The 26,539-nt window shown below is 56.9% G+C and carries 20 protein-coding genes; 2 read left to right on the top strand and 18 right to left on the bottom strand.

The genetic code is table 11. The annotated features are described in order from the left end of the window. Positions 1-30: 30 nt before the first annotated feature. Positions 31-954, top strand: coding sequence for a class I SAM-dependent methyltransferase (locus tag Enr13x_RS14825; protein ID WP_145387259.1), 924 nt, complete (start codon positions 31-33; stop codon positions 952-954). Between the two features lie 143 nt (positions 955-1,097). Here the strand turns inward: Enr13x_RS14825 and Enr13x_RS14820 are convergent, their stop codons facing one another. Together Enr13x_RS14820 and Enr13x_RS14815 are read right to left on the bottom strand one after the other, a co-directional pair. Further along, positions 1,098-2,048: a hypothetical protein gene (locus Enr13x_RS14820; RefSeq protein ID WP_145387256.1), complete on the bottom strand. Its 951-nt coding sequence runs from the start codon at positions 2,046-2,048 to the stop codon at positions 1,098-1,100. 625 nt (positions 2,049-2,673) lie between these two features. Further along, entirely contained in the window at positions 2,674-3,894 is a 1,221-nt protein-coding gene (locus Enr13x_RS14815) for a glycosyltransferase (RefSeq protein ID WP_145387254.1), read from the bottom strand. Positions 3,895-4,137: 243 nt separating this feature from the next. Between Enr13x_RS14815 and Enr13x_RS14810 the strand changes: the two genes are divergently transcribed. Continuing rightward, the gene (locus Enr13x_RS14810) at positions 4,138-4,557 is read left to right on the top strand and encodes a hypothetical protein (protein WP_197456042.1); all 420 of its coding nucleotides are present in this window, start codon (positions 4,138-4,140) and stop codon (positions 4,555-4,557) included. Positions 4,558-4,904: 347 nt separating this feature from the next. On the opposite strand, the gene Enr13x_RS14805 is transcribed toward Enr13x_RS14810, so the two are convergent. From Enr13x_RS14805 to Enr13x_RS14740, 16 genes are all read right to left on the bottom strand, one after another. Continuing rightward, positions 4,905-6,848 carry a hypothetical protein gene (locus tag Enr13x_RS14805; RefSeq protein ID WP_145387248.1) on the bottom strand — a complete coding sequence of 648 codons (1,944 nt, stop codon included), beginning with the start codon at positions 6,846-6,848 and terminating at the stop codon, positions 4,905-4,907. 1,239 nt (positions 6,849-8,087) lie between these two features. Continuing rightward, a complete protein-coding gene (locus Enr13x_RS14800; protein ID WP_145387245.1) occupies positions 8,088-9,446 on the bottom strand; it encodes a VanZ family protein in 1,359 nt (452 codons plus the stop codon). Continuing rightward, on the bottom strand, positions 9,439-9,591 hold the full coding sequence (locus tag Enr13x_RS37975) for a hypothetical protein (RefSeq protein ID WP_197456041.1): 153 nt from the start codon (positions 9,589-9,591) through the stop codon (positions 9,439-9,441). Before Enr13x_RS37975 ends, Enr13x_RS14800 begins: the two co-directional genes overlap by 8 nt. 263 nt (positions 9,592-9,854) lie before the next feature. Further along, complete coding sequence (locus Enr13x_RS14795; protein ID WP_197456040.1) at positions 9,855-12,290, bottom strand: AGE family epimerase/isomerase; 2,436 nt, start codon at positions 12,288-12,290, stop codon at positions 9,855-9,857. Positions 12,291-12,583: 293 nt separating this feature from the next. Continuing rightward, positions 12,584-12,724 carry a hypothetical protein gene (locus Enr13x_RS37970; protein WP_197456039.1) on the bottom strand — a complete coding sequence of 47 codons (141 nt, stop codon included), beginning with the start codon at positions 12,722-12,724 and terminating at the stop codon, positions 12,584-12,586. Positions 12,725-12,837: 113 nt separating this feature from the next. Beyond that, positions 12,838-15,000: a nucleotidyltransferase family protein gene (locus Enr13x_RS14790; protein WP_145387239.1), complete on the bottom strand. Its 2,163-nt coding sequence runs from the start codon at positions 14,998-15,000 to the stop codon at positions 12,838-12,840. A gap of 51 nt (positions 15,001-15,051) precedes the next feature. Next, positions 15,052-15,348, bottom strand: coding sequence for a hypothetical protein (locus Enr13x_RS14785; RefSeq protein WP_145387237.1), 297 nt, complete (start codon positions 15,346-15,348; stop codon positions 15,052-15,054). Positions 15,349-15,355: 7 nt separating this feature from the next. After that, on the bottom strand, positions 15,356-15,553 hold the full coding sequence (locus Enr13x_RS14780) for a hypothetical protein (protein ID WP_145387235.1): 198 nt from the start codon (positions 15,551-15,553) through the stop codon (positions 15,356-15,358). Positions 15,554-16,155: 602 nt separating this feature from the next. After that, complete coding sequence (locus tag Enr13x_RS14775; RefSeq protein ID WP_197456038.1) at positions 16,156-17,160, bottom strand: glycosyltransferase; 1,005 nt, start codon at positions 17,158-17,160, stop codon at positions 16,156-16,158. Positions 17,161-18,281: 1,121 nt separating this feature from the next. Next, complete coding sequence (locus Enr13x_RS14770; RefSeq protein ID WP_145387229.1) at positions 18,282-19,409, bottom strand: acyltransferase family protein; 1,128 nt, start codon at positions 19,407-19,409, stop codon at positions 18,282-18,284. A gap of 119 nt (positions 19,410-19,528) precedes the next feature. Then, positions 19,529-20,188 (bottom strand): acyltransferase, encoded by a 660-nt coding sequence (locus Enr13x_RS14765; RefSeq protein WP_145387226.1) that lies wholly within the window; start codon positions 20,186-20,188, stop codon positions 19,529-19,531. Between the two features lie 41 nt (positions 20,189-20,229). After that, positions 20,230-20,586, bottom strand: a complete 357-nt coding sequence (locus Enr13x_RS14760) for a four helix bundle protein (RefSeq protein ID WP_145387224.1) — start codon at positions 20,584-20,586, stop codon at positions 20,230-20,232. 92 nt (positions 20,587-20,678) lie between these two features. Then, entirely contained in the window at positions 20,679-22,100 is a 1,422-nt protein-coding gene (locus Enr13x_RS14755; protein ID WP_145387221.1) for an ANL family adenylate-forming protein, read from the bottom strand. Continuing rightward, positions 22,097-22,798: an SDR family NAD(P)-dependent oxidoreductase gene (locus Enr13x_RS14750; RefSeq protein ID WP_145387218.1), complete on the bottom strand. Its 702-nt coding sequence runs from the start codon at positions 22,796-22,798 to the stop codon at positions 22,097-22,099. Before Enr13x_RS14750 ends, Enr13x_RS14755 begins: the two co-directional genes overlap by 4 nt. Before the next feature lie 409 nt (positions 22,799-23,207). Continuing rightward, positions 23,208-23,513, bottom strand: coding sequence for a hypothetical protein (locus tag Enr13x_RS14745; RefSeq protein ID WP_145387215.1), 306 nt, complete (start codon positions 23,511-23,513; stop codon positions 23,208-23,210). A 342-nt stretch (positions 23,514-23,855) separates the two neighbouring features. Continuing rightward, positions 23,856-25,289 (bottom strand): hypothetical protein, encoded by a 1,434-nt coding sequence (locus Enr13x_RS14740; RefSeq protein ID WP_145387212.1) that lies wholly within the window; start codon positions 25,287-25,289, stop codon positions 23,856-23,858. Between the last annotated feature and the right edge of the window lie 1,250 nt (positions 25,290-26,539).

Raw genomic sequence — 26,539 nt, 5'->3', positions numbered from 1 at the left:
TTTTCATCTTGAAACCAAATCCAACGCACGATGCCATCCGTTCTTCAATTCGTACCGATCGTCCTGGGGCAAAACTTTGGCCCGCAGGTTCTCGCACGCACACCGGAGCCGGACCATCAGGTCGTAACCGATGCAGAGGAGAGCGTGGCCAACTACGACCAAGTGATGGAGACCAAGCTCGCGATTTCGTATGCGATTGCTACCGAAGCTATCTATCGCACACGGAAAAGCCCAACCAGCCGTGCGCTCGACGTGGCCTGTGGTCCCGGGCACCTCACTCTGAACATGGCGCGTGACCTAGAAATTGGCGAGATGATCGGAATCGACCTCTCGCAGACGATGGTCTACACCGCGTCGAAAAATGCAAGAGAGCAACGAGCGGATGCGGTTCAGTTTCAGGAGGGCGACGCGACAAAGCTCGACTTTGACGACCAGGCCTTTGATCTATGCACCATGATGGATGCGGCTCATCACCTTCCCACGCCGGAAACACTGACCAAAGCGCTTACCGAAATGGATCGAGTTACCAAGCCCGATGGCCACATCGTGCTCATGGATTTGGTGCGGTTGCGGACGGACGATGTTACCCGAAAGTACGTTCAACTTGTCGGTCAAGAATACGAGGATTTGGGCCTTGCCGATTTTTTCAATCAGTTTCGTGACTCGATGTATGCAGCGTGGACACCAACCGAATTGATGTCGGCCATCCCGCTGAAGACGCAGCGCAAATGGATTTCGCTTGTGCCACGCGGTTTGCCGTACGCTCAGTTTTTGTTCGGCATTCCTGCAGGGCAGTCATCCTTGTTCGAACGAAAGGGGGCACCCTGGCAATCGTCTCCCGTCCGGGACTCCGATACCAAAGAGTATCAACTCGCGAGGCTTGGACTAGGGTTCTGTCGTCAAACTGAGATTGACCGGACGCCTACTGGCCCCAGTTTGTCAACACACCGCTAGCGTAGCCGATGAACTCAAGGCGGCGCGGTCGTAAGCAACTGATCGCCAAAAGTGCTAAAACTCGCCAAGGTTCCTAAGCAAAAAAACCGCCGCGGCATATCGCCGCGACGGCACAGTTTAGAACTTAGCGACTCAGCTAGAACCTAGGCATGCTTACGACGGCGTCCATAAACGCCAAGCCCCAGCAATGTGATCCACGCGAGACCCGAGCTTGGTTCGGGGACAGCATTCACAACCAGAATCGCAGTGTCCTGAATCGTGTAATCGGGATTAACACCAAATGCCTCGCTGTTGGTCAACGTTCCGGACAGTGCAACATCATGAAACGTGGTGACAAAAGGAACAGGGGGCGTCTGGTGAACACTGGGCACCGGGATAAAGTGTGTCGAGGCTCCCAGGGTGTGCGAAAGCACTGAAAATCCCCCAGACTCCGTTGCAACAGTAGCGCCTGGTCCCAAGCCAGCCAACTCAGCAAAGGTGATTTTCCCATCCGAGTTGGCATCCGCATCCCCGGTGAAATCCGCTTCGAGGTAGTCGAGCGGGTTGTTCGCGAGGTCGATCCCGAGGACTGCATCCAACGAGTAGGTTGGGCTCGTCAGCGCCGCGACGGCAGCTGCGAAAGAGCCTGTCAGAATGTTGGTGGAATCGATTCCGGTGAAAACACCAATCATCGCATCGTCACCGAACGAAGTCCCCAAGATATCGTCGATCGAGCCAGCTGACGCCGAAGGAATCGCTCCCAGCTCATAACGAATGTCACCATTACCTAAAACAGTCTCTTTCGTTACCGCGAACGAGAACAGTCCAATCATACGATGGTCGGTGGTCGGCAAGTCGGTTTGACCGGCAGGTCCGACTTGGTCGATCTTCAGCAAACCTGAAATCCTGTCTCCCACCGAAATGTGCTCCGAGCCGGCGATAAACCCACCTGAGCCGTCTGGCAATAAAGCCCCGTCGTCGGCGAAGAACGAAACGCTGTCGTCTCGCAAAACATCCGGGGTCCCGTCGAAAGACAGGACACTGCCGAGGAAACCCGCCTGCGCGGGCAAACATGCAATCACGAGCGCTGCGACGCTCAAAAACCTAAGAATCATAACCTAAACTCCTGTAACAGATCAATTTCACTTATCCACAAATCGAATGACTCGAATTGCAACCTAGGCGGGTGAAAAAAGTCCATCCAAGTACGGAGTTTCTGGAAGTGTGGCGTTCAGTAAGCTCACGCGTGAAACGGAAACTTCTATCGCAAACGTTGTCTGGGATGCGAGCCCAGCTGCTTGCCCAGTCGATCCAAACGGCTGACCGGACATTCCGAACTCGACGGGGCTGGATGCCTGCTCGCTGACCGAGGGATCATCAAAAGGAACTGACGCGGCCATCCCGGCAACGACATCCTGGCCTGGACTCGGCTCGCCCGGAGCGTACATAACGCCAGCTGCCGCGGATTGGATTCCGCAAATCAGGAAAGCGATAATGACCAGTTGGCGAGCGAACATCGGAGCAGTTTAGCATCGATTACTCCTCAAGGTCAAACAATTTCGTTCGAAAATTGGCTTGAAACCAGTATTTCCCCAGCCGATGCACACCAAATGCTGGGTGAAATGTATCGTTTCACCCGGTTTGGCCTAGATATTGCCAGAGCATGCGGGTGTCTAGCTTTAGAATGCCAACCGTCCGAGCTGTGTTCAAGAAAAGGTAGGCAAGGGTTATGGGCGAATTTCAGGTTTGCCGATTCGAGGGATCGTCGGCAGCGGAATTCGATTTCGATAGCAACCGGTCATAGATCCCACGGATGCATTCCATTCGCTTTCGAAAGCTGTATTGCTCCTCAATCAGTTTTCGAGCCGACGCGGCGAGCGACGCCCTTTTTTGGCCGTCGCTCGCCAAGCGGCCAATGGCGGACGTTAAACCTTCCAAATCGCCGATGTCGCAAAGTAAGCCAGACTCCCCGTCGGTGAGCATTTTGGGCACACCCGCGACGCGCGTCGAAACAATGGGGACGCTCATCGCAGCCGCTTCTAAGATGACATTGGGGAGCCCCTCCCGTTGACTGGCAAGAACAAATAAATCCAGGGACTCATAGAATGCCTTGGTGTCATCGCAAAACCCAATCAGCTTGACGCGTTCACCCAATTGCAATTCATCAATCAGTGCCTGCAGTGGTTGCCGCGACGAGCCTTCACCGGCAATCCAGACCTCGAGGTCAATCCCCTCGTTCAACAGCTTGGCGGCGGCATGGATTAATTGGTCGAACGACTTTTCCGGCATCAAACGCCCCACCGCCCCCACCAAGATCCGGCTCGCCGGTACTCCTCGGTCGAGTCTCATCGGTGAGTCCGCCGGGATGCGCTTGCGACAAAAGTCGGATTCATCAATCGCGTTTGGGAGATAGGTCAGTCTGTCCTGGGGGACGCCCAATTCCGAAACTTCGCGATAAAGGTCGTCGGAAACGCAAATCACATGCTGATAATGGGGCAGACACCATTTGTCGATTTTGTAGTACAGCGGTGTTTTTTCCGTGTGCACGACCCAACCATGAACCGTCGTGACAAGCTGCATGCGGTGAAATGGCCTCAGAAGAAGCCCGAACAGATTTGATTTGTAGTCATGGGCGTGCCACACCTTGACCTTGTATTTCCTGCACAAACGAAGCATTTGCCATAATACCCGCAAGTCTTTCGCGCCCTTGTCGGGAACACCAATCAAGGGACTGTTCCACGCACGAGCGCGCCGGCGAATGACGTGAAACCCCTCGTCGTTGGGGGCATGCATGTAGACAGCGGCCAACGCGTATTCGGATTGCGACAGGAACGGAGCCGACATCAGAATTGTCTTTTCTGGTCCGCCTCCCGTTTCCGTCACGACGCGGGTGTGCAGCACCACCTCTTTGTCCGGTGCAACATCGAAGGGAACGTCAGACGCGTTGTTGGGTCGAGTCATGCAGTGCAATGCGGCTGGATTGTCGGAACGGTCAGGATTCTCTTATGAGGTGCATGGACTTGCAAGACATGCAATCCTTGAGATCCTCGTGGAGAGGCAGAGTACGAACACCATCGTGCCACCAGTCAACATTTCCCGGATGGTGCATGGAACACGGGACTTTTGTTGAAGCTCCTGGTAAAGTACGTCATGCCCCACTGATGCCAAAGCACGATTGTCCAGACCCACTTGATTTGACTTAAAATGGCCTTTACCACGATGCATTTTGGAGTTGGCATGGCCTGTGCCGGGGCAGCGGCTTTGGGGGTCGCGGCCATTCGCCGTAAAGGGTTTCGCGCGATCGGCCCCGCGATGACGCTCGGGGGGATCTGGGCGATTCTGCCCGATTCGCCGCGAAGTTTTTCCTGGTACCCCTCGCTGCCGTTCTCGGAGCATCTGCGCGGCCTGAAAAATGAGCAACAACTGACGTCGGACCTGTTCTTCTTCCACGCTTCACTCGATGCCCAACCCCAGGAATTCGCACTGCTGGGACTGGCCATCATCCTGGTGCTGTACAACACGGTGATCTTCACCCCGCTGCTGGTCGATCTCGCCAAACGGATTGCAGTTGTCGAAAAATTGCCGCGCTTTGGCGGAGTTTTCGGGCGGGGGCGGAACGGATAACGCTTTGTCTCGATTTCAAGATAGGGTCGCTCCGACCGGAGAGCTCGCGGCCAATACCTCCTATTTTGGCCCTGAAGAAGTTTACGGAACGGCACGAGCCGTCCGGTTTCCGCTTGAAAGACCGGAGGGCTCGCGCCCTGCCGCTAACAAGACACACTGAAGCTGCTAGCGGAACAGCGCGAGCGGGCTGTCGGTTTTAGCCCGCACGCGTTGGCAATGGGGCACGCGGCGCCCCTCGCCAACGCGTCGGGCGAAGCAATTAGCGAACAATCAGTGGGATAGGCTTCCAGCCTGTCATTTCGGCATCGACAGGCTGGAAGCCTATCCCACTTTAGTCGATCCGAGACCTATCGTCCGCTGGCCCCGATGCAGCCGACCGCGACGGCGGTGATCCAGGCCGCATCGAACAGACTGCCCACCGAGCCGATCGCAACGATCCCGATTAGGATGCATCCGAGCGTCGTGCCGACCGCTCCCCGGCCTGGCATGTCGCGTCCCGGCCAGCAAGCAAACGCCAGCAGGACGACCGCGGCGGCGCCCAACATGCCCTGGCAATGCCAGAGCTGCAGCAACGCATTTTTCGTGCGCCAAGCCAAGTGATCATCACAGGTAAAAAATAATGTCGGAACATGCTTGTCGCCTCCCCCAATCGCAATCGTCAGGTCGTTGACAACCACCGACTGGGGACCGGGATTGTAAAACGCCAGCGTTTGCAGTCGCAGATTGGCGAGTGTGGGAGCCGCTTCCTTTGGGGGGACAATCTCCCGCGGATCCGGCACTCGAATGTTCATCTCAGCGGATTCCGCCGTCACATCAAACGTCTTCGATGCCTTCTCGTACGATTGAAACATCGATTTGACCGAGCGAATCACCGCGAGTCGCGTCGGCTCGCCCTCGTCTTGACGCTCCCGCACAAGGTTTCCGTCGACGGCGACTTCATTGCCTGCCGGGATCATCGTCTCGACGTACATGGGCCATCCCCCGGACAATCTCAACGATAGTTGCCCGTTTTGCTGCTGCAGGGACGCCGGAGGAATCGTCCGGCCGTCGTCCATCGCCAAGAAAGTCGGTGTCGTCCCAAACCCGCTGCCGAACAACAAACGCCGCGGATCACTGACCACATGTTTGGCAATTCTGGTCCAGTGCGCCAGACGCGTCCTGGAATCCTGGGCTGTGTTTTCAAACCGCGAACGGATCGCGTTGGGAATCTGGTAGGTCGCCAGACCGGCCAAGCACACCAACAATCCCACACTCATGACCGTCGAATAGGATCGCCCCCGGTTCCCGCCCTCCGATCCCCGGCGTTTCCCGTGCCATTGGACGCCCGCCATCCACAACGCCTCGGCCCCCACAATCACAATGGTGGCCCGCGACATCGTCGCAAACGTCGCGTAAACGACCACCAGAAAAAAGCCCACGGTGAAGCCCAGCCGCAGCACACGATCGATTCCGCGCGTGGATTTCGTTGAACTGTCGGCGACTTGGAACTTCGACGCAGTGTTGCCAACCAACGTGTACCACGCCAACGGAAACGCGATCACCAGCAACGCATCAATGTGCTGTCCGCCGATGTGCATCGTCCAAATTGGACCGGAGGCGCGGTGCACCTCGCTGAAATCGAACAGTCCGACATAGACCATTCGCTCCCACACCACGCCCAAGCAGACGTAGACCAAGGCAATCGTCGCCCCCACCGCGAAATAGTCGAAAATCGGAGGGGGCGGGGACGACGAATCGTCCGGCGATCGCGAGACGCCATCGGACACAACCGAACTCGTCGTGAGACAGCGGCAAACCACGCCAAACACGATCGCCCAGACAAACCCCTTGGCCTGGCGAACCGCGTTCCAGCGGGTGAAGTAAACAGACAATTGATCGTCCCAGGGCGCTGCCGGCAACGAAATCCAGCCACGGACAAACGCGAGCAAGACCGAGACGCCCAGCAGCATCCAAGCGAACGCGGCAAGGCGGTTGCCGCGAATGTTTGGCCCCACGAGCTGAACCTCTCGTTCTACCGCACAAGCCGCCAGGCATCCGGCCAAATTCCCCAACAAAATCGAGTCGTATTCCCGCACGACCAATTGACCGGTCCACGGATACGCGTCGGCCATCACCAGCGCCGCGGAAAACACCGCAAAGAACCACCACGGTCGCCACAAGCCGAGGCCGGCGAATGCCACCACCATGCCGACCTGAACCCCAGGCCAGACCGGATGCAGCCAAGCGACACCAATCGCCGCGATCATTGCGGCGGCGGAGAGGACCAGGGCGAGAATGCGATTTGCGGACAAGGAAGGGGAGTGGCTAGTGGCTAGTGGCTAGTGGGATAGGCTTTCAGCCTGTCATTCCAGCATCGACAGGCTGGAAGCCTATCCCACTCTCAATCTCCGAAACATGTTTTCCGCCTGCATCTTAGGGGCAAAACATTCGGGCAAACCGGTTCTGTCGACTCCCCTCCCATCGTTCTGCCCCCATCGTTCTGCCACCCCATCGTTCTGCCACCCCATCGTTCTGCCACCCCATCGTTCTGCCACCCCATCGTTCTGCCACCCCATCGTTCTGCCACCCCATCGTTCTGCCACCCCATCGTTCTGCCACCCCATCGTTCTGCCACCCCATCGTTCTGCCACCCCATCGTTCTGCCACCCCATCGTTCTGCCACCCCATCGTTCTGCCCTCATCGTTCTGCCACTCCATCATTCTGCCACTCCATCATTCTGCCACTCCATCATTCTGCCACTCCATCATTCTGCCACCCCATCATTCTGCCACCCCATCATTCTGCCACCCCATCATTCTGCCACCCCATCATTCTGCCACCCCATCATTCTGCCACCCCATCATTCTGCCACCCCATCATTGTCGCGGTAGGGACGGCTGTTGCCAGCCGCCCCCCGCACAGATCCGTACATGAAGAACTACCTCATACGGCTCCTCCGTTGGGTCAAACGATCACAGCGCAGAACGTTGCTACCCGTCGTGATTTCCCGTGTTGCTCTAATTGATGCTTGGCCCGACTCTGAGTTCGGAGCATCGGTAACAATTCGGCAATACTTCCCTTCAGTGAGATCCCTTCCCTCATCAGACTCCGCCGCTACGGTCGTAGTTTTGTTCGCCTGAGTCAGCGGTACTACGGACTCATCCGACTTCCCATCAGCGTTCATGTCAGCCGTACCCTCGGAGAGGTTAACTGACCGTCCTTGTGTTCGCCCGTGGGCGGACCAAGGAACTGTTGGGATCTCCCGGTTCTCGTGTTTGGAATATCCACGCATGCACAGGTTCTCAGACTCCGCCGTGTTCCGTTGCGTCTCGCCAGAGATAACGACGCACCGGATGTTGTCTTCCCCATAGGCAGACAAGGTCGACACACGAGACTACATTGATTTCGGAGCTCAATTTCTGGCCTGCGTTTCCCTCCGGGGCGGACGCTCAGCACGACGTTGTTACCGCGGTCGCACCTCCGCTGGAGGCCGAAATGGTAGGCTAAACCTTTTTCGTAGAACACTTTCAATTCCTATTCCAAACCGGTTTTATCCCGGCGCACCTGCCACCCCATCATTCTGCCACCCTCGCTCCGCCCCCACCGTCTCCAACCCGAACACAAATTGGTACGCAAGCCAACCGGCCATCGCTCCAGTCAGGTAAAGCAGGATATCTGACGCATCGGCGATGTGAGGCTTCAGATACACCTGCATCACTTCGATGAACGTCGCGGTGACCACGACGGCGATAGCAACCCAGACAATCGCCACCGTCCGCCAGGCCCCCGTCAGTTTCGAGACACCGACCGCGAAACAGAATCCGACGATCGCGAACAGCCCCAGCTTCGCAACCACATTGGACCCCGCCTCGAATTCCGACGTGAAGTAGTACTTCGCCAACGGCCAGTCCCAGAAATGCCCCCACGCCGTCTGGACCGCCTCGGCAGATTCCACCCAGCCGGTCGAACGCCCGAGTGTCCCCACCGTGATCAGCACGAGCGCCAAACCGCCTGCTGAGATCCAAAACCAAGCATGCGTCAAAAATTTCGTCTTGCCAACGAGTCGCGCACCGGCAATCCCAACCGGGATCCCCGCGGTCGCCGCAATGACCTCCCATGCAGAAGCGAATCGTGTGAAGACCGGGATCTGCAACACTTCGTTGGTCAAGGCAAACGCAATGGTCCCCAGCACCGCGGTTCGGGTCCCACAGCACACCGAAAACATGGCCGCCAGAATCGCCCCGCGGATGAGCGAAAGAAACAAAACCATCATCAAATCGGGCGAATCCAATCCATTCATCGACGGCAACAAGATGATCCGGCCCGCGTGATACTTCGTCACATAATCAGAGGGCTGCAGCATCAAATCCAGCGGCATCACCGCGTACGCCAGATTCAAGAACACAAACACAACGATCAGCCAGCGAAGTTTCTGTGACCATTCCGCGTCGCGCAGCTTAAATACCGCGCTGGCAAACGGGCGCCCAAGCACCAGATAGACCAGCGGACCGAGCAGCGCGCCGACACAGCCAGCGGAAAGGTCGTTCAACGATTGCGTGCGAATCGGAAAGAACGCCTGGCAATATTCGATGGCCACTGCGACCGCACAGCACACGACCACAACAAGCGGCGAGAAAAGCATGAGCGGCCAGCGGGTCGATCGCCCCCAGTCGATCGCACCGGACATCAGGAAACTGGGCAACAGAATGATCAATCCGTTCGCCACCCAGTCGGCACGTCGATAGATTCCCAAATGAAACCAAGGCAGCGATTTGAACTCGGCCGTTGCCTCCGCCCAACTTGTCGGCACGTATCGCATCGGCAAGAACGATCCGTAGATCGCCAGCGACAGCATGGCGATCGCCAACAGCCCCAGCATGCGGCGACGACGACGGTCAGAATCAAACACCGTTCTCGCCGTCTGGAATCAAGAGACCGACGCGCAGACAAAGCGGCAGATGCCGCGCCCCGTCGGCGGTTTTGCAGCCGCCGACCAGGTACAGATTCCCGTGGTCGTCACGCGTGTTGGAACCAGACAGCAGGACGCTTTTCATGCCATGCTCCGGGACGTCGGCGATTTCAAGTTCAAATTTCTGTGCAACGTCTTGCTCCAATCAGACTCGCCGTCGGGACGGAACCAACCTACCGAATAACCTGTGCCGAGCCGCTAACGCTCGGCACGAGACGATAAAGATAGCCGATCGAGGTCGTGATCGCGAACGAAACCCGGGATTCGGCATCGGTAGGCAGAATGATTCGGGACAGAACGATCGAGGACAGACCGTTGGAAATGGGCCGTCGTCGGGGTCGCTCGTATTTACTGAGACAGTCGCAGCTGCAATAGGATCTCCTTGTACAAACCCGTCTCGTGATATCCGCACTTCCACACAGACCCTTTTTGACGCTGCCCCGGATGTGAAACGAACCCACCGTACTGTTCGTCGGCAAACTCTCTCTTTAACAACTCCCAGCTTTGGTCGATTTTGGGCCAGAGATCTTCGCGACCATGCTGACAAGCGTACCGAACCATCGCTCGAAGGCACTCGGTCTGTTGCCAGAGCCCTTTTCCCCGGTTGGTAACCTTCGATCCGTAATCGGCCCCCGCGAAGATCCCGCCCTCTGTGTTGTCATACCCAATTTGCAGACCGTAATCCAACACTTGCTGCCCAACATCCAGATAACGTTTCTCACACCCTTGATGGTGAGCCTGACTAAGTAACCACGCCCACTCGAACTGGTGGCCCAGGTCAATGTAGCCGTCTTGGGTGGGGTTCCAGTTCATCTCATAGTATTCAGGAATATGGTTGCCGTTTGGCTCAACAAGTCGACTGAGAACGAATTCGCCGATTGCGGTGACGGGATCAAGATCAGACGGATCGCCGGACGCTTCATGCACGGACAAGCATGCCTCAAAGAAATGCATGATCGGGTTTTGGTTCAAACCAGCGGTGTTCTCGAAGTCTCGATTAAGTTTCCAGTAGAGCCCGCCATCGGGATGCGCATGATGGGCCAAGACTTCGTCGCGACAGTTTCGAGCGGCGCTTAAGTAGCGAGGATCTCCCGTCACTTCAAAGGCTCTGGAAAGCCCCAAGATGATGAACGCGGCGTCGTAGGTGTTGTGCCCATCTGAAAGGGCCTGTCCTTTCGGCGAGACTTGGACGCACCAGTGTTCACGCTGATCGTTGGGGCCAAAGCGTTCAAGCAAGAAGTTTGCTGATTGGACGGCGGCCTTCACAAAGCCGGGTTCTCGTGTAGCGAGAGCTCCTTCGCACAGCACGGTGACCCCACGGCCCTGAGAAGTTCCGTTCGCCCAATCCGCTGGCGTTCGCTCCCAGTCCTCGCCCAAGTTGGGGTGCAGAAAACCGTTGTCCGTTGGAGATGCCCGCAGCCAATGGCGGAGATTATCATCAACGAACTCGCTGAGAATTTCTTCAGTCCGAAATTGGCTGGCAAGCTTTGACGCAGCCGAGCCAGAAAGCCGAGAGCCCGCCAGATCAACCTGTTTCTTCGTCGATTGCGGGAACCCCGCTTTGATGCAAAGCGGCAACTGTCTTGAACGATCTCGATTCTTGTAGGCACCGACGACAAAGCATGAGCCGTCGTCGACACGGGTGTTGCTGCCATACAGCAAGGTTGAATTCATCCCATGTTCGGGAACGCCTTTGATTTCCAACGGAGTCGAAACCGATGTCCGAGACTCCAGATCGTAGCTGACCCATTGCTCACGGTTCTGGTATTTGACAGCTCCGCACAGAAATCGTTCGCCATCCAATGGAAAAAGCGAAGCCGCGTAGGACTCACCGTCGGGGTGGAACCATCCAATCGCCTCGATTTCGGCGGGCTCACCCGATTCTGCTTTGATCAGGTAGAGGAAGCCCGCCGATGTCGTGAAGGCAATTCGGTCCCCGGTGAGAAATGCCAAGCCGGTCAGTCCGTGCGATGAAAAGTCAGGCGTCACAGGATAGTGATCGAGTTTGAATGACGAGATCTCGTTCAGCTCGTGATCCAGTTGAACCAACTCCACGACGTACCCCGAATCGGCTGTTGAATCGGCAGCGACGCGAGGGACAAAGACGTTCCCATGCCGATCCGAAATCAGGTTTCGTGAGATGTGCCCGCCGACGGAACCTACTTGTGTTCGATTCAACTGCCCGCTTACTGTGTCATAGACATAGACCGTGTGGTCGAAGTATCCCAACGCAAACAGATATCGGCCGACGCCACTCACCGCGATCATTGCCTCGGGAATCTGGTGCAGGTGTTCCCACTGATCCGATTCGGGTGAATACGCCCAAAGGTGGGAACCCCAATGAGGCAGTTGTGACCCGTCTTCCTTTTCACCCCATTCATCCATTGACGCGAAGTAGACCTTTCCGTCATCCATCTGGACGAACTTGGAATGGACCTTCAACTGCGACTCGCGGCAAAGGGTCGGCTCCACATCCGAGTCTTCAGGAAGGATGTGGCCGCCACGGTCCAGCTTGTGGGTTCGCTCGCGATACACGCCTGCCGTTTTGAGATGCGAAACCACATCGCCGAGTTCTCTTACCGTGCCGCCCGCGGACAATTGGAAAACGCGGGCTGACGGTTGGGGGGCATCCGGAGTCCAGACCGTCGAAACGCCAAGGTAGAGATTTCCAGCATCATCGCGTCCCGACGCACCCCAGATCGCGAACGTACCGGGGAAGTCTGGGATCGGTATGTATTTGAAATCCGGAAAGAAATGTCGAGTGGAAATGGCCGAAGTAAACACCGTCCCTTCGCTGACCGGTTCCGTCCTTGGAACATTTGGCTCCTGCGTCCCCTTCGCATGAACGCTTCGCACATCAGCTTCCGAGTTGTTCGAACGGAAGTTGCATCCGCTGAAGGCGACTGTCCCCAAAACGAGCAAAACCCACATCGCTACAAATTTCATCTCATTGTTACCCAAATTGACAAATGGGATCTCCCCCAGGCTTCCATTCCGATCCATTGTAAATTCAATCGATCAGCACGCGACGAACGAGCAACCGGCACCACTTTACTTGGCGGCCGCAACCAGTAGCGTCAATGACGAACATTCGGCGACCAGACGCTATCGACCTTCTGAAATAGCCCCAACGACGGCGTCAGCAAGAACGGGCCCAACACAAGCGCACTCATCAGCGCGTTTCGCGGTTGAGAGTTGGCTCGTAATGGTTGTTTCATGGAGTCCATCCCAGCGGGACGCGTGAGCGAGCGGCGCGTTGAAACATTCCAAGCAACACGCGCCACTGGCTAACGCCACGTGCTGGCATGGTGCGTACCGGCATCTACCGCCACTACCCTCCCTGGATAAACTTCACCCGTTTGGTCCAGGTCAGTGGATCCAACCAGGTTCGGATCTTGGGCAGCGGGTAGTGCTCCAGGAACCAGATTGCGGTGCGGCGACGGCGCGATCGATAGGCCCGTCCATCGGGGATCGATGCGGTTCTCATCATGCGGTACAGACGCCGGCTGCGAATCGATTCGATCGACGCCCCCGTCGTCTGTTCCATCCATCCCGGCGGCAATTCCAGCCCGACCAATTCAGCGGCCAGCGCAAGCACGTTCCCAACCGTCTTGGCAAGCCCATAACGCTCCGTTCGACTCGAGAGTGCCTCCCAGTCAAACGGCGTCTCGCCACCAGACGATTCAACCAAGTACCGCAGGTCCCACAAGTCACGAAACGCACGCCGGTACTCGCCGGTGTGCCCCAGATTCACGATCGAATTCAAAACGCAATCGACAGGGTCGAGCCAAGAATAGGGCGTTCCAGGTATCGGTCGGGACCGGTCAATCATCCCGTCGACCGGGAAAGAATACGGGTCGCCGAATGGCAGCAATCGGAAATGCAAATCGATCTCGATGTGACGATAGACGTGGCTTCGTGGAGCCAACTCGTGCAACCATCGGCGGTAATACCGTTCGTCGCGATCACTGTTGTACTCATTGGGCGCAAACTCATTTCGACGGAGTGCACGATCGACGTCATCCAAATCCTGCTCGCGAACCAACAAGTCGATGTCGTTGGTCGTGCGTCCGGCCGCCCACTCACATCCCGCGGTCAAATACGCACTCCCTTTCAGTAGCACCAACGGAACTTGTAGCGGCGCAAGGATTCGGCCAACGGCAGCGGTCTCGTAGCGAATGATTCGATGATTGAACGCCGTCAGCCAGTTCTCTCGCTGTAGCCGTGCGCGAACACCGACAGGCAAGTATTCCACCAAGCCGCCACAATGAAGATCATGGGAGATTTGCGCCAGTGATGAGGTATGGTTGGCAAAGCGAATCACGCGGTCCCAAGTTCGCAAATCCCACTCTCGGCAAATACTTGCATCTTCGCGAAGACGATTGACCAGACGCAGCAACTCCGCCGGATCGCGTTCGGTTTCCAGTTTTTTGGCGTCGCCCGAAGAAACGATCACCTGGCTCGACCGCGCGTTTTCGTTTGATGCCCCAACAACTTCAACAGCCGATCGTTGCTCGGCAGCCGACACGGGCTCCTTAACGACTGCCGGTGATGCGCTTGAAAAGAGGTTCTGCTCTCGTAAAAACCGCTCCGCGTCGCCCGCGTCGTGGTAATGCAATCGATACGCGGGTACGGTGCGTGCCAGGTGAATCGTATCGTCGAAACCGCGGCGACCCATCATCCGAAAATTGATGCCAAGCTGGGTGAGATGAACAAAGGATTCGTCAATGGAAAGTCGCTCAAGCTGACAGGGTGTCGAGGGATCACTCGACCGGCTGGGCAACACGAATGCTCCGATTGGAAACGTCGATCCCACCGCCGAAACCGATTCAGGTGTGGGGCGCAAGTGTGCGATGGCGCTCGGTGGATCCAAAATTCTTTCCCGGGGGCCAAACACGGCTCGATCGCCAAATCGTGACTCGATCAAATCCAACGAATGACCTTTCAGGATCGTCGGCCGACCGAGTCCGTACACCCGCTGGTCTTCCAGATCAAAGAGTGCCGTTTCATCGCTCAGCAGTTTCCAACCGGATAGCATCAGGGTCGAGGCGAGCGTGCTCTTGCCGGCGCCAGAATTGCCGGGAAAGACGATCGTTTGGTCGGTGCCCGGAACCACAGCCGCCGCCGCATGGAACGCCAGATGATTGTAAGACTGGCGAAAGAAGCACCAACTGGTCACCCATTCCATTGCGGCAACCGAAAGACGTCTTGGCCAGGTCCGCCAGATCACGCCATCGACGCTGCAGATGATCGCGCGGTGAAACCGTTCGCTGCCCGCCTGAAAATCGAGCGTAAAGTCGGGCAAGTCTTCCGGCGGGCGGAACGCCCGATGAGCCTGCACGACGTGAATCGCCTCCGCAATGATGTTCAGATCGCTACGAACACGAAACTGATAGGGGCCAAAGCGAAACCCCAGCCCCTCGTTTCGTAACCGCGTCGAAATGTCCGAGACAACGACGTCCTTGATCAACACGCGGTTCGTTCCGGTGGTCAAAGTTTCGTCCGAAGTGGAAGTGTTCAACAACACCTCGCTCACAGAACCGCCTCAGGCTCGTTCGCGATCGACTGCATACACCAATCCCAAAGTTTCCATCTGTCTAAGGCACTCGACGCAATAATCAGACAGCGAATCGCGTTGATCCGCATCCGCGTCAGAAACGAGAGATTCGACCAGAGAGGTTGTCGAGAGGGGAACGACATTCTGTCGGAGGAGATTATAGACCGCCATGTCGATCGGCCCTAAAACGGCCGAATCCCAGTAGTTGTTGTTGAAAACAGCCCAAGCTGTTTCAGAGAGCTGTTCGATGACAGCATCATCGCCAACGACGACCCACCGTTCCATCAAGAAACTAGGACGCAGCGGAAGTGCAAGACTGGGTGGTGCCACCTGCCCGTGCCGTCTGCGCACTGGTGGCGATGATCGCGGGAGTCGCGATCGCGGCGGTGATCAGCAAGCGACGGCTTTGATTGCCCGTGCGGGCAACCGCCTTCGTCTCTTCGGCGTCGCGTTTGGGATCGTTCACAGGTTGGTTTGACTCAAATTCCATAGTTGATTACTCCTCGTGATGGAGCGTCTAGAACTGCACGTTTGAAAGCAAATGCGCGGTCGGTTCATCCTCCCCACGTCAGTAGATTAACTGCGTTTTTCAGTGAGAATACCCGCAATAAAAGGGTTTTGACCAAATTTCGCCAGAATCACATCGACGCGTCCAAACTTTGAATACGATTCGAACATCCGCTTGCGTGCGGTACTCCAGAGGGGTGGCATCGAACTGAGTTCCCAGACGCGAATATGCGGCATTTTGTCGCCCCGGCGCATGTTTCCGTTCCATCAGTGCCGGCGAGCTCTCCCCCGCCCCCTGCTGATGCCACTCGATGATTGACTGATCGGCAACGGGTCCTTGTCAGAGCTGACTCTTGGTGGAGCGGATTTTGGTGAGATGTCGATATTATTTATACCGGATCTCTAATAAATACACTGACTCCCCTCTCCCCACAAAACGCCGAAGTCGCGAAGCGTCGAGCGTTTTTTGGGGAAAGCAGTTGGGGGTGAGGGGCAACACATCTGGGCCGGAACACCACTCCGATCCCTCTGCGTTCCTCCGTGATCTCCGTGGTTCCCTCTACCAAGCACTAAGCCGACAGCCCCTCAAGATTCCACAACAACCGGATTCTCGATCCACTCGAGCAACCGCTGCGCCTTCGCTTGCCACGATTCCGCTTCCAGCCGTTGGCACAGCTCTTGCCCCCGTTCAGCGTCACCGGTTTCGTCGCCCTCGCCAGACACTCTCTCATGCACCATCCGGACGAACTCCTGTGCGTCACCGGCCACCTGCAAAAACGCCTTCCAATCTTCCGTCGCCGGCAGCGGTGCAACCACGACCGGTTTCCCGGTGGCCAGGTATTCCTTCAGTTTCAGCGGCTGCATCGCTCGCGTGACCGGCAAGTCCGCATAAGGCATGATCAGCACCTCAGCCGCGCGAGCCAGCTTGGGCAGCTCGTCAAACGGCAGTGAACCGGGCATCTCGATGCGCGTGTGCCCCAACAACCTTGGATCCGGATCCTGCTGGGGACCGGCCAACACGATCTTGCCCGCGTCCAACGAATCCGCCAACGCCAACACCCACTCCGCGTTCATCCGCCGATCCACCACACCCCAGAAGAGGATCAAGGGAGAGTCAGGAGACGGGAGTTCCAAGTTCCAAGTTCCAGGTTCCAAGTAGCCGGGAGAGATACGAGTCGCGAGTCGCGAGTCGCGAGCCGGTGGTCTGGTCTGACTCCTAGCTTCTTTGCCGCCTTCAGCCACTTCTCTTTCTAGGCTCTCACCACTCGGGTCTAGCCGCTCGTTTTGCCAGAAGTTGAGGTCGACGCCGTGGGTGAGGAGTTCGGCGTGGCAGTTCCGGCTGGCAAGGCTGTCGACCAGGTGGTCGCTGACGGCGATGGTGCGATCGACTTTGGCGATTAGTTCGTCTTCCAGCCGGCCGAGTGTCTTGCCGTCCAGCCCCGGCCACACTGAAAAGTCATCGACGCAGTAATAGACCCACGACTTTACCGGCAGCTTCCCGACCAAATCCGCTACGATCGGGATCGTCGTGATCGCTACCGCACCCTCGGCCGCATCACGCAATTGTTTCGCCAACAAGTTTCGATTCAACCACCGATCCCAACGCCGCGACATCCAAGGCCACATCTTCGCATCGATGATTTTGGGAGAGGAGGGAGGAGGGAGGAGGGAGGAGGGAGTGGCGGGGGGAGTTCCCAAAACCTGTGGATCGCTACTGCCAACCTGGGGCGCGGGACTAGGCACTTGAACTTCGGATTCAACAACTTGGAAGTTGGAACTTGAAACTTGAAACTCCCTCTCCCGTCGCTCGCGACGCATCCAGCCAGCGACCTTTTCGAACCCGCGTCGTGCGGTGATCAAGTCCAACCGCGGCGGCCGCATGCCGATCGTGTTGACCCAAGTCACCTCGTGTTCGGGCAGCAATTGCCGAATCAAGTGCTGGCAGCTCGACGGATGCCGCCCCCAATCGTCAGAGAATACGAGAAATTTCAAAGCAGATAGGGCATGCTGTACATGCCGGCGAGTGGATAGGCGATACGATCATTCAAGGTTTCCGGTCGGCATGCAGACCATGCTTTCGTGATGCTAACGGCCAACACCAATCATTCCCAGCCTGCGCCCGGAGACAGAAGTGGTTGGCATGTCGCTTGGTGAGAGAAAACCCCATCACGAAAGAACGAATATCCCACGGATGGCAAGGCGTACCCACGGATGTCGGACCGCCCAACATTCGTGGCTCGATTGCGTCTTGATGGCTCCGCAGTCTGTACAGCATGCGGCGCATGCCGTACCGGTGCGTGCACTGCTCAATGTCATGCATTACCTCGGTAGGGGTTCAAGCCAGTAGCCGGTGGTCGCCCTTGACGCACCATCTTACACGTAGACGAAATCCCACCTTGACCCCGACGGGGTCGCAGCGATTTCTGCGATGCGCGTCAGGGTCGTGTTGCCGCTTGGTTTCGACTCTGGCGGTTTTCTTCGCTGCGCTCAACCGCCGGCTACTTGCTGGCATCCCCTTCGGGATGACCGGTTCGCCAACGGCGATCAACAACGTAGCCTGGGGTGAGGCCGGATGAGCCCCAGCGAATCCGGGCGTAACCCCAGGTCCGCGCTGACCCCAGGCTATGTTGTTGATGCCCGTTGGGCAATTCCTGCCTGGGCCCGCATCGTTTCATTGATCGCCAGACGAACCACTACAGCGTGCTTGCTTGTTACAGGTGGCGTTGGCCAAACAGCCGGTTGCCGATTTGTTTGCGCAGCTTAGTCAGTCCAAGGATGTGACGGATGACGTGCGAGATGCAGGCGAGCAAAACAAACAGAATGAAAAAATTCGCAACCTGACGTGTCCAGCCACCGGACCAAAGTGGATAATAATACGGGGTGACCACATCGCGAAACGGCATGTGGGCCAGGAAGACGAACAGCGTGTTCTGTGACAGGAAGCGGACAAAGCGGTTTGCCGGTATTCCGACAAAGAATCCGTAGATGAGAAGTGTGTAAACAAGATACTCCACCGTCACGGCCAGCGAGGTCACCAGTGACGTCGTCACATCGTCGCCAACCGAAATCCTGCCGAACGGATTGCTCTTCGTGATGCCCCATCCCCGGACCATCGCCAGCCATCCGAACATCATGGCTGCAAGCGTCAGCGAGATTGCGATTCGGCGGCCAGTTGGTGAAATCGAAGGCAGAAGCTTGGCGTCGTCAGCCGCCGCGGGCCCGGGCGTTGAATCTGGGGAATTCGCGTTGCGAGTGTCTCCGGCAAGACGCCCAAAATACATCCCGATGAAAAACACACTCAACCAACTGGTGAATACCATGTAGGCATTGAAATCGTTGGATTGGTAGACGAAGACGCTGCGGACGATGACCTCGACCAGCAACAGTCCCACTAAGACGTACCAACGAGTCGGCAAGAAACGCAGGGCGACCGCCCACGCGACCAAGAGGTGCATATACGTCCCAACGTACCACGTCGTCGGATTCGCCGGAAATGCGTTTTCCCAAAACACGTTCAGCCCCAAGACGAACGGCAAGTAGTTCGATTCGTTGAGGTCGCCGACCCGGAACCATTTGACCACGCTGACAAACATCGCCAGTAACACGCCGAGGACAAAGACCTCGAAGTAGCGGTTGTAGAGGACCTGAAGCGGTCGCCGCGTCTCATTGGCCAGCGTGAACGCGGTGGCGAACACGAAAAAACAAACGCCCAGTTGCTTGAGATTGATCGGGTTGAAAATGGGTGGAATCAACGCGTGACCACCGGAGTGGCCGAAGATGATCACCGCCATCCCGAGGACTTTCAGCCAGTCGATCCAGGGTTGATAAGGAATTTGCATGGGGAGGAAGAGTTGCTAGTCGGTGTGGTGGGTGGGCTTTGTGTCGGAGGGGAAGGCAGAATGATTCGGGGCAGAATGATGAAGACGAATCGTAGGGCATGCTGTGCATGCCGGTTCGACTAACCGCTCACCGCTCCCAAGGATTTGCCACCTTCTGCCGGTTCCGTTAGCTCGTCTTCGATCAATCGTTTGACAAACCGTGCCGGATTGCCGGCGACCATCACGTGGTCGGGAATCTTCGTCGCGGTGACCGCGCCCGCGCTGATCATCGCCCCGTCGCCCACGCCCGCCATCACGATGGCCGCTTCACCGATCCAGCAGTACTCGCCGATTTCCGTGATTTCAAACGCCAGGTTATCGGGCGTCGTCCAGCGGCCATTGGCATCCATCACATGGTGCTCTCCCGTGCTCAAGATACTCGATCGACTGCCGATCAAGCTGCCCCGCCCCAATTTGACTCTGCCCATCAACGCGTACGGGCCGATGTAGACTTCGGAGCCGATGATGGCTTCGCGGTGGTTGAATAGGACGCCGAATGCGATCTGGCAATCGATGCTGCAATCGGTCAACGTCCCACGATAAAACGCCCGTCGCAGACACATGCCGAACAGCCCCGGCATCACGGCATAAAACTGTCCCCAACCGTGGAAGAACCGTTCGTAGCCCGGTCCCCGCTTGGTCTCCAAGTAACAAACCAACACCGACGGAGCGACCAGAACGGCCGCCGTCGTGTTGAGGGCGAACTTAATGAGGCGACGGAGAACGGGTTCAGGAGGCACGAGTTGCTAGAGGCTAGAGGCTAGAGGCTAGAGGCTAGAGGCTAGAGGCTAGAGGCTTTGGCTTTGTGGCGTCGAATCAAGGCCGCGAGCATCCGTCCGATTTGTTTGGCTTCGTCCGTCCATGTCTCCGCGTCGCCGGACGGAAGGAATCCGGCGTCAATTCCAATGAGGATTTGAGTGCGAAGTTCACCCGTCGATCCCTTCGCGACTTTTAAAAACTGAGCAATCTCGGCATCGCTATCACGCTCATATCCTTCCGCAATGTTTGAAGGAACGGAAAGACCACTTCGAGTTAGTTGATCCCGGAATCCAAAGTCACGCAACTTCGCCGTCGCACGATAAAGCGTCACCGCCAGCAGCTTCGATCGTTTCCACACGTCAAGATTCTCGTATGACATTTCGCCCCCCCCTGAAATTCAAGAAACAACTCTACGTAAATGATTCTCCCGCAGCCTCAATTCTAGCCACTAGCTTCTAGCCACTAGAAACTCTATCCCCTCGCGCGTTTGAATCGATCGGTGACCATGGAGGTTTTGGCAAGGCTGACCTTGACGGGGATCGCCTCAGGCGGCAGCCGGTCCTTACAAAACTTTCTCATCTGGCTCTTGAATTCGCCGAGTGTTGAACCGTCGTTTAACCTGACCGTGGCCTTGGCGATCTGCCCCATCAACGGATGCGCCATTCCGCTGACCGCGGCCTCGCAGACACAAGGCATTTCCAACAGCACGCTTTCGACTTCGACCGGCGAGACTTTTGTGCCGCCGACGTTGATGAATTCCGACTTACGTCCCATCACACGCATCCACTGGCCGCGGACTTCCACTTCGTCACCGGTGTCCATGTAGCCGTCTTCGTCGAACGGGGACGGTGCGTTCAAGTAGCCCAGCATCGCGGTGTGGGCGCGGATCCACAGTCGCCCGTCGACGATTTTGGTATCATAGCCGTCGCCACCGACCTTCATCCACAGCGAATCGTTGCTCTCGGATTTGGACTTCAGGATCCCCATCTCGGTCGTCCCGTAGGTTTGCAACAGGTCAACACCGGGCAGCGCCTCGCCGAGACGTTTCAGGACGCTCTCGGGCATCGGTTCGGATCCGTACGTCACGCGGCGAAGCGATGAAAGGTCGTATTGATCGATCACGCCGGTGATCAGCATCAAGTTTAGAAACGTGGGGGAAACCGGAAGCACTTCGATGTGGTGCTCTTGGATGCAGGCCGCAACGTCCTGCGGTGACCGAGTTCGGGGAACAACCAGCGTGCCACCGTGAGTCAAGACGTACAGCATCGTGTTGATGCCGCCGATGTGGTCCATCTGCATGAACGCCAGCATCTTGCCGACGTCACGGTGTTGCGCGTACCGCAACCGCAACCGATCGATGTCCTGCACCGCCGCTTTCGGATCTCCCGTCGTCCCGGAGGTGAAGAGCACCAAGCCCGCATGCCCAAGTTGCTGCAACGATTCATACAATGCATGTGATGCTTGCTGATCCACCACTTCTTGTGGAGAACTGGCTCCCCTCGCCCCTTTTAAGGGGAGAGGGGTTGGGGGTGAGGGGTTGGCGGTCTCTCCCGCTGCTGGCGACACTGGAAGACATACCCAATCATCCCCGACCCCGTGCGTCGCCAACGCGATCTCCAGCAATCGACCAACCCGTTCGTCAGCCCCTTCGGGCAGTGGCACCGCGGTCGCATGCAGATCGGCGACCGCGAAGAACATCGCCAGACTGGATTGAGAATACTGTCCCGGAAATCCGATCACCGAAGACGCGTCAACTCCGGCATCGGCCATTTCGCGGCACAATCGCTGAACCGATTCGGCGAGTTCGCGATAAGTCACCCGCGAATCGTCGCTGCCGCCGATGAACGCCGGATGGTCACCATGACCGGCAAACGTTTGTTGCCAAGAGTTCATCCCGCTCCTCCCAAGTAAACGACTTGTCCGGTCACGAAATCGCTGCGCGGGCTGACGAAGAAGTCAATCACGTTGATTACATCTTCAACGGTGCCCCAGCGGTGAATCGCCTGACGAGCGATCAGTTCCGCGAGTTTCTCTTCCGAGATGCCACGAATCAGATCCGTTCGGATCGGAGTCGGCGCGACGGCGTTGACCGTGATCTTCAACTCGCCCAGCTCCCGTGCCAGGACACGGGTCCATTGTTCGATCGCGGCCTTGGTCGCCGAGTAGATGGCTTCGCCTTCCAGACGAAACGGGACGGCGACGGTGGAAAAATTCACGATCCGCGGATGATCACCGCGGCGGAGCAGCCGGATGGCGGCGTGAGTGACATCGACAACCGCGTTCAGATTTAGGTCGACCACCTTGCGAGACGTCGCCGGAGGTTGCAATGCCACGGGCGCCATCGACGCCATGCCGGCATTGTTGATCAAAACATCCAGTCGCCCGAACCGCGAGCGAATTTGCCGCATCATCCCGCCGACGGCATCGGGATCTGTCAAATCGACTTCGAAGTGCACAAACCGATCGGAATCCAAAACCATCTCCGACCGCGAGCACCCCACCACCGTCTCACCCGCGGCGAGAAAGTGATCCACCAGCGCCCGCCCGATCCCCCGGCTACACCCCGTCACCAGAACAATGCGATCAGACATGGGTAGAGAGGCTAGTTGCTAGAGGCGAGAAAAAACGGGCAAGAGCGTTGGTGTGCAGGCTTTAGCCGTCCATTCTCGCTGCGTCGCAGCGACCGGGAATCGCCTAAAGAGACCGTGCAGCTTAAGGCTAGCGCGAAACGCGACAAATTTGAATGATCTGACCGAATGGGTGAGAGGTGGTCGGCGGAGGGGTGTACGACGTCCTTTCTAGGCCGTCGCGCAGAGCCCCACGGGCGACGGCCCGGAAGGGCCATCGTACATCCGAAAAGCGATCGCCTAAAGCTGGACGGTCTCTGAAGGCTAGACACCAACGGTTGCTGAATTCCTGGTTACTGATGCCCGTGCCAATCGTACCTGCCCCCTTATTCATGCGACCGACGCAACCCAAAAATCTAAAGTTGACAACGCACTAGCCACTCGCCACTAGCTTCTCTTCGATAAATCCAACCAGTGTCGGCACATCTCGGTAGGGGCTTCGCCGCTGCGACATGGCTTGCGCGTCGCTGAGACTGATTTCGGTCCCACGTTCGGCCAGGGCATCTTCGATGTCCATCATCAGGGTGACTAGTCCGAGCGAATCGAGCGGACTGTCGCCTCCGAAGATCGGAGCGTCGGGAGCGACTGCGAGCCGATCTTGCGGTTCACGCAGTTCGTTCAACCGCGTCATGCAATCCAACACCGTTTGTTCGATCTCAGTCCCAGTCAGTACCGACATGATAAATCTTCCTGCAATCGATCTCGTTCACGGTGGGCGACAACGCCCAACGACTTGCCTCATCAGGACGCAGTGGTCCGATGAAACGGGATGCACACTGAAGTCGCCACGTAGCATCCAGAAACGCACCGAAGTGCGCTCATCCGCACGCACGGAAGGGGTGACGTTCCACCCACACGCTCCCGAGCCCCCAAGATAGCCCCCATCCCACGCAAGGGCTACTATTGAACTGAAAATCTTCCGAAGAAAGGAGCATGCGCCACTGGCTCACGCCGCGTGCTGGGATGCCCACCGCACGCGAGCGGCACCATACCAGCGGGACGCGTCAGCGACCGGCGCATGCTACCCCCAAAAAACGCCAAACGCCCAAAGCAATAACGCCAGCACCAGCAACACGAATCCCACACCACCGGCAACCACCAACTGCTTGAATCGCCGGATCGCAATCGTTCGCTGGGGCACAAATGTCTGCGGCTCGCCAAAATCCTTCTCGATCGGACGATCGATCCTCAGCTCGCTAGGATGGGCGAGAAACCAATCGCGTTGCCAACCAAAATTCAGCATCAGCACGACCGGTCGGCACAGCGACTTGGTGGGCGACTCGGTTAGATAGTCGACGCAGTAATTGTAGAAAAAGTCCGCCTTCTCTTGGTATTTCCTTCGCTTTTCCGGATCGGGCTGGTAAAGCGTCGCGTGCTGAAGGACGTGCCACTTCCGCATGTCTTGGGCGGCCCAGGTCTCGGTGGGGTACTGCAGCTCTTCGGGTGCCGACAGTGTCGGCCGTTCATGTTCGGCCATCCAGTCGGCATAGTGGATCAGAGACGCAACCGCGTACTTGAAGTCATCATCGCGCTCGCCGAGTCGGAATTTGTAGTCGACGAAGCGTCCGAGTACTTGCAGGTACATCGTGTAGAACCAGCGCAACTCAGCGTTCAAGAGATTGAGGGCACCGAGATCCTGTTTCGGATGCACCGTTCTGCGCATCAGTTTTGCGGCCCGATCAAGATACTTGCGATTCCCGGTCAGCTCATGACCGGTCAATAGTGCATGCGTCGAATTTCCCGAGGCCCGCCCTGGACCGTAGTACCCTTCGCTGCTGCAAGTCGAATAGCCGGTGTCTGCCCGCGAAAGCCACTTGAACGGCGTCTTGGAGCCATCCTCGATTCGCATTACATAGTCGGAGGCGTTAACGGCTGCTTCCTTGTAGCGTTCCTTTCCGGTCAAGTAGTACGCTAGCATCCAGCCGGTGTTGTAATTGTGCGATGCCGCCGGACCGCCACCGATCGCGTAGTTCTTCGTCAGCTGTTCGCCGGTTTCGCCGAGCTCCTCCAGATCCTGGCCATCCTCGAACGACTGGCTGACGCGAAGCTGCTTGGGATAGCTGCGATGGGTCGCGGTATGCGCATCGGCGTAGTGATAGGTGTGCCAGAACAGTCCGCCGTTGTAGAGCAGCTTGTCTTGGTCAGTGTGGTAGGTATCGATGTCCCAGGCGTGATCCGCCATCGGCAGCATTAAGTCCAACCAACGCGTGTCACCGGTGCGTAGATACTGGATCCCAAACCCCAGCGTGCAGTCGTACTGATTGTTATAGTGCGAGATCAATGGCGAATCGCCACGGTGATAAATCGCTTCGTGGTCGCCGTAGACATCTCCAAAATTCCGCCAACCATATTCGTCGATTTTCTCTCGCTTCTCAAAAAACGAATCGTCGCCTTCGATGGCCAGATTGACGAGAGCTTGGTAACGGGGGTCCGTTTGAGGCGATGCCTGCGTCAAGTACGGCCACTCGCGACATCTTGTAAATCCAGTAGATGTGGGGACGAGATCACGTGACTGTGCGAATTCCTGAATCCGCATTTGTGATGCGTTGCTTGAGATGTGGACCGCAAATTCAAAGGTCTTTTGCTCACCACCCTGCAACTCGTGTCCGCGCAACGCTTCTTGCGGAAAGAGCCCCAATTTAAGAGTGTCGTTGCTTGCCGAAAGGGAAGATGGGAAATCTTGCCAGAAATTTCGCTGCGCGATTGAGAAAGTCTTTGCCCGGAATTCTATGCCTAGGACCGGATCCGCGCGATGCCCTTCAACTCGCTTTTCATCGGCGTGTATCTGATACCCGCGGAATGGCAAAGCAACTTCTGCGCGATGATCGAAATGAGTTGGACTGTCCCAGTTCTCTCCGCCACTGGATGCTTGGAAGATCGACAGATTGTCAGTTGCTTGAATCGTACGGCCGTCGTCTAACAATTCCAAATGAAACTTCTCTGGCTCCTCACCCCCATGTACTTGAAAAACGATCGCAAACTCATCGATCACAACGTTACCTTCGGCGCCGAGATCCCAATTGCCACCAGGGTGGTCCATTGGAAACGGGTTCCTGAGGGATGCTTCAAACTTGACGAGATTCCCATCATCTTCGCAAGTAACAGCAAGCGAGGCCACAAGTGGCGAAGCCCCCTCTCCTGAGAAAAACGAGATTTCGCGAAAGGTTAGATCCTTCAGTTTTTCCCCGGTCAACTCCGGCAGTGAAACGGTCCTCCCCGAATAGGACTTTCCACCGTGTCGCAAGATGATTTCGGGTTTCAAACGAACTTTGGTCGTCTCCGTGTTCACTGCGTCAGGTTCCGCGTCGTCAGACTCTTCAATAATGTTTGAACGGGTTGACATAGGATTGCAGGGACGTTGTCAGTACTCTTCGAGGTGGACGAGAGCGATCCATGTTTCGGATCGCGAGGAGCAGTTTAACACGTTGCGGATGAGTGAAAGCCGGGTGCCAAGCTCCAGGAAAAACCCCGTGTCAGTCAGAACATTCCATCCCAAAGCGTTCCCTCAGCAATTGCTCCTGGTGACGCCCCAGGAGCCGTGGTTTAATCCAATTTTTAAATTTGGCTGAAATACCAGAACGGAATTCATCGCTACAGTTGTCACCGTGACCGGTGACGTATCCGACCAAGGGTTGACGCAATCTCTGGAACGGCCGACCGAGTTCGTGAGAAAAGAACTCATCCATCCGACTGTGCGGATAGCGG

The sequence above is a fragment of the Stieleria neptunia genome (assembly GCF_007754155.1).
GTDB classification, from domain to species: domain Bacteria; phylum Planctomycetota; class Planctomycetia; order Pirellulales; family Pirellulaceae; genus Stieleria; species Stieleria neptunia.
The sequence above is the reverse complement of the archived record's forward strand: the minus strand, read 5'-3'. Positions and strand labels throughout refer to the sequence as shown.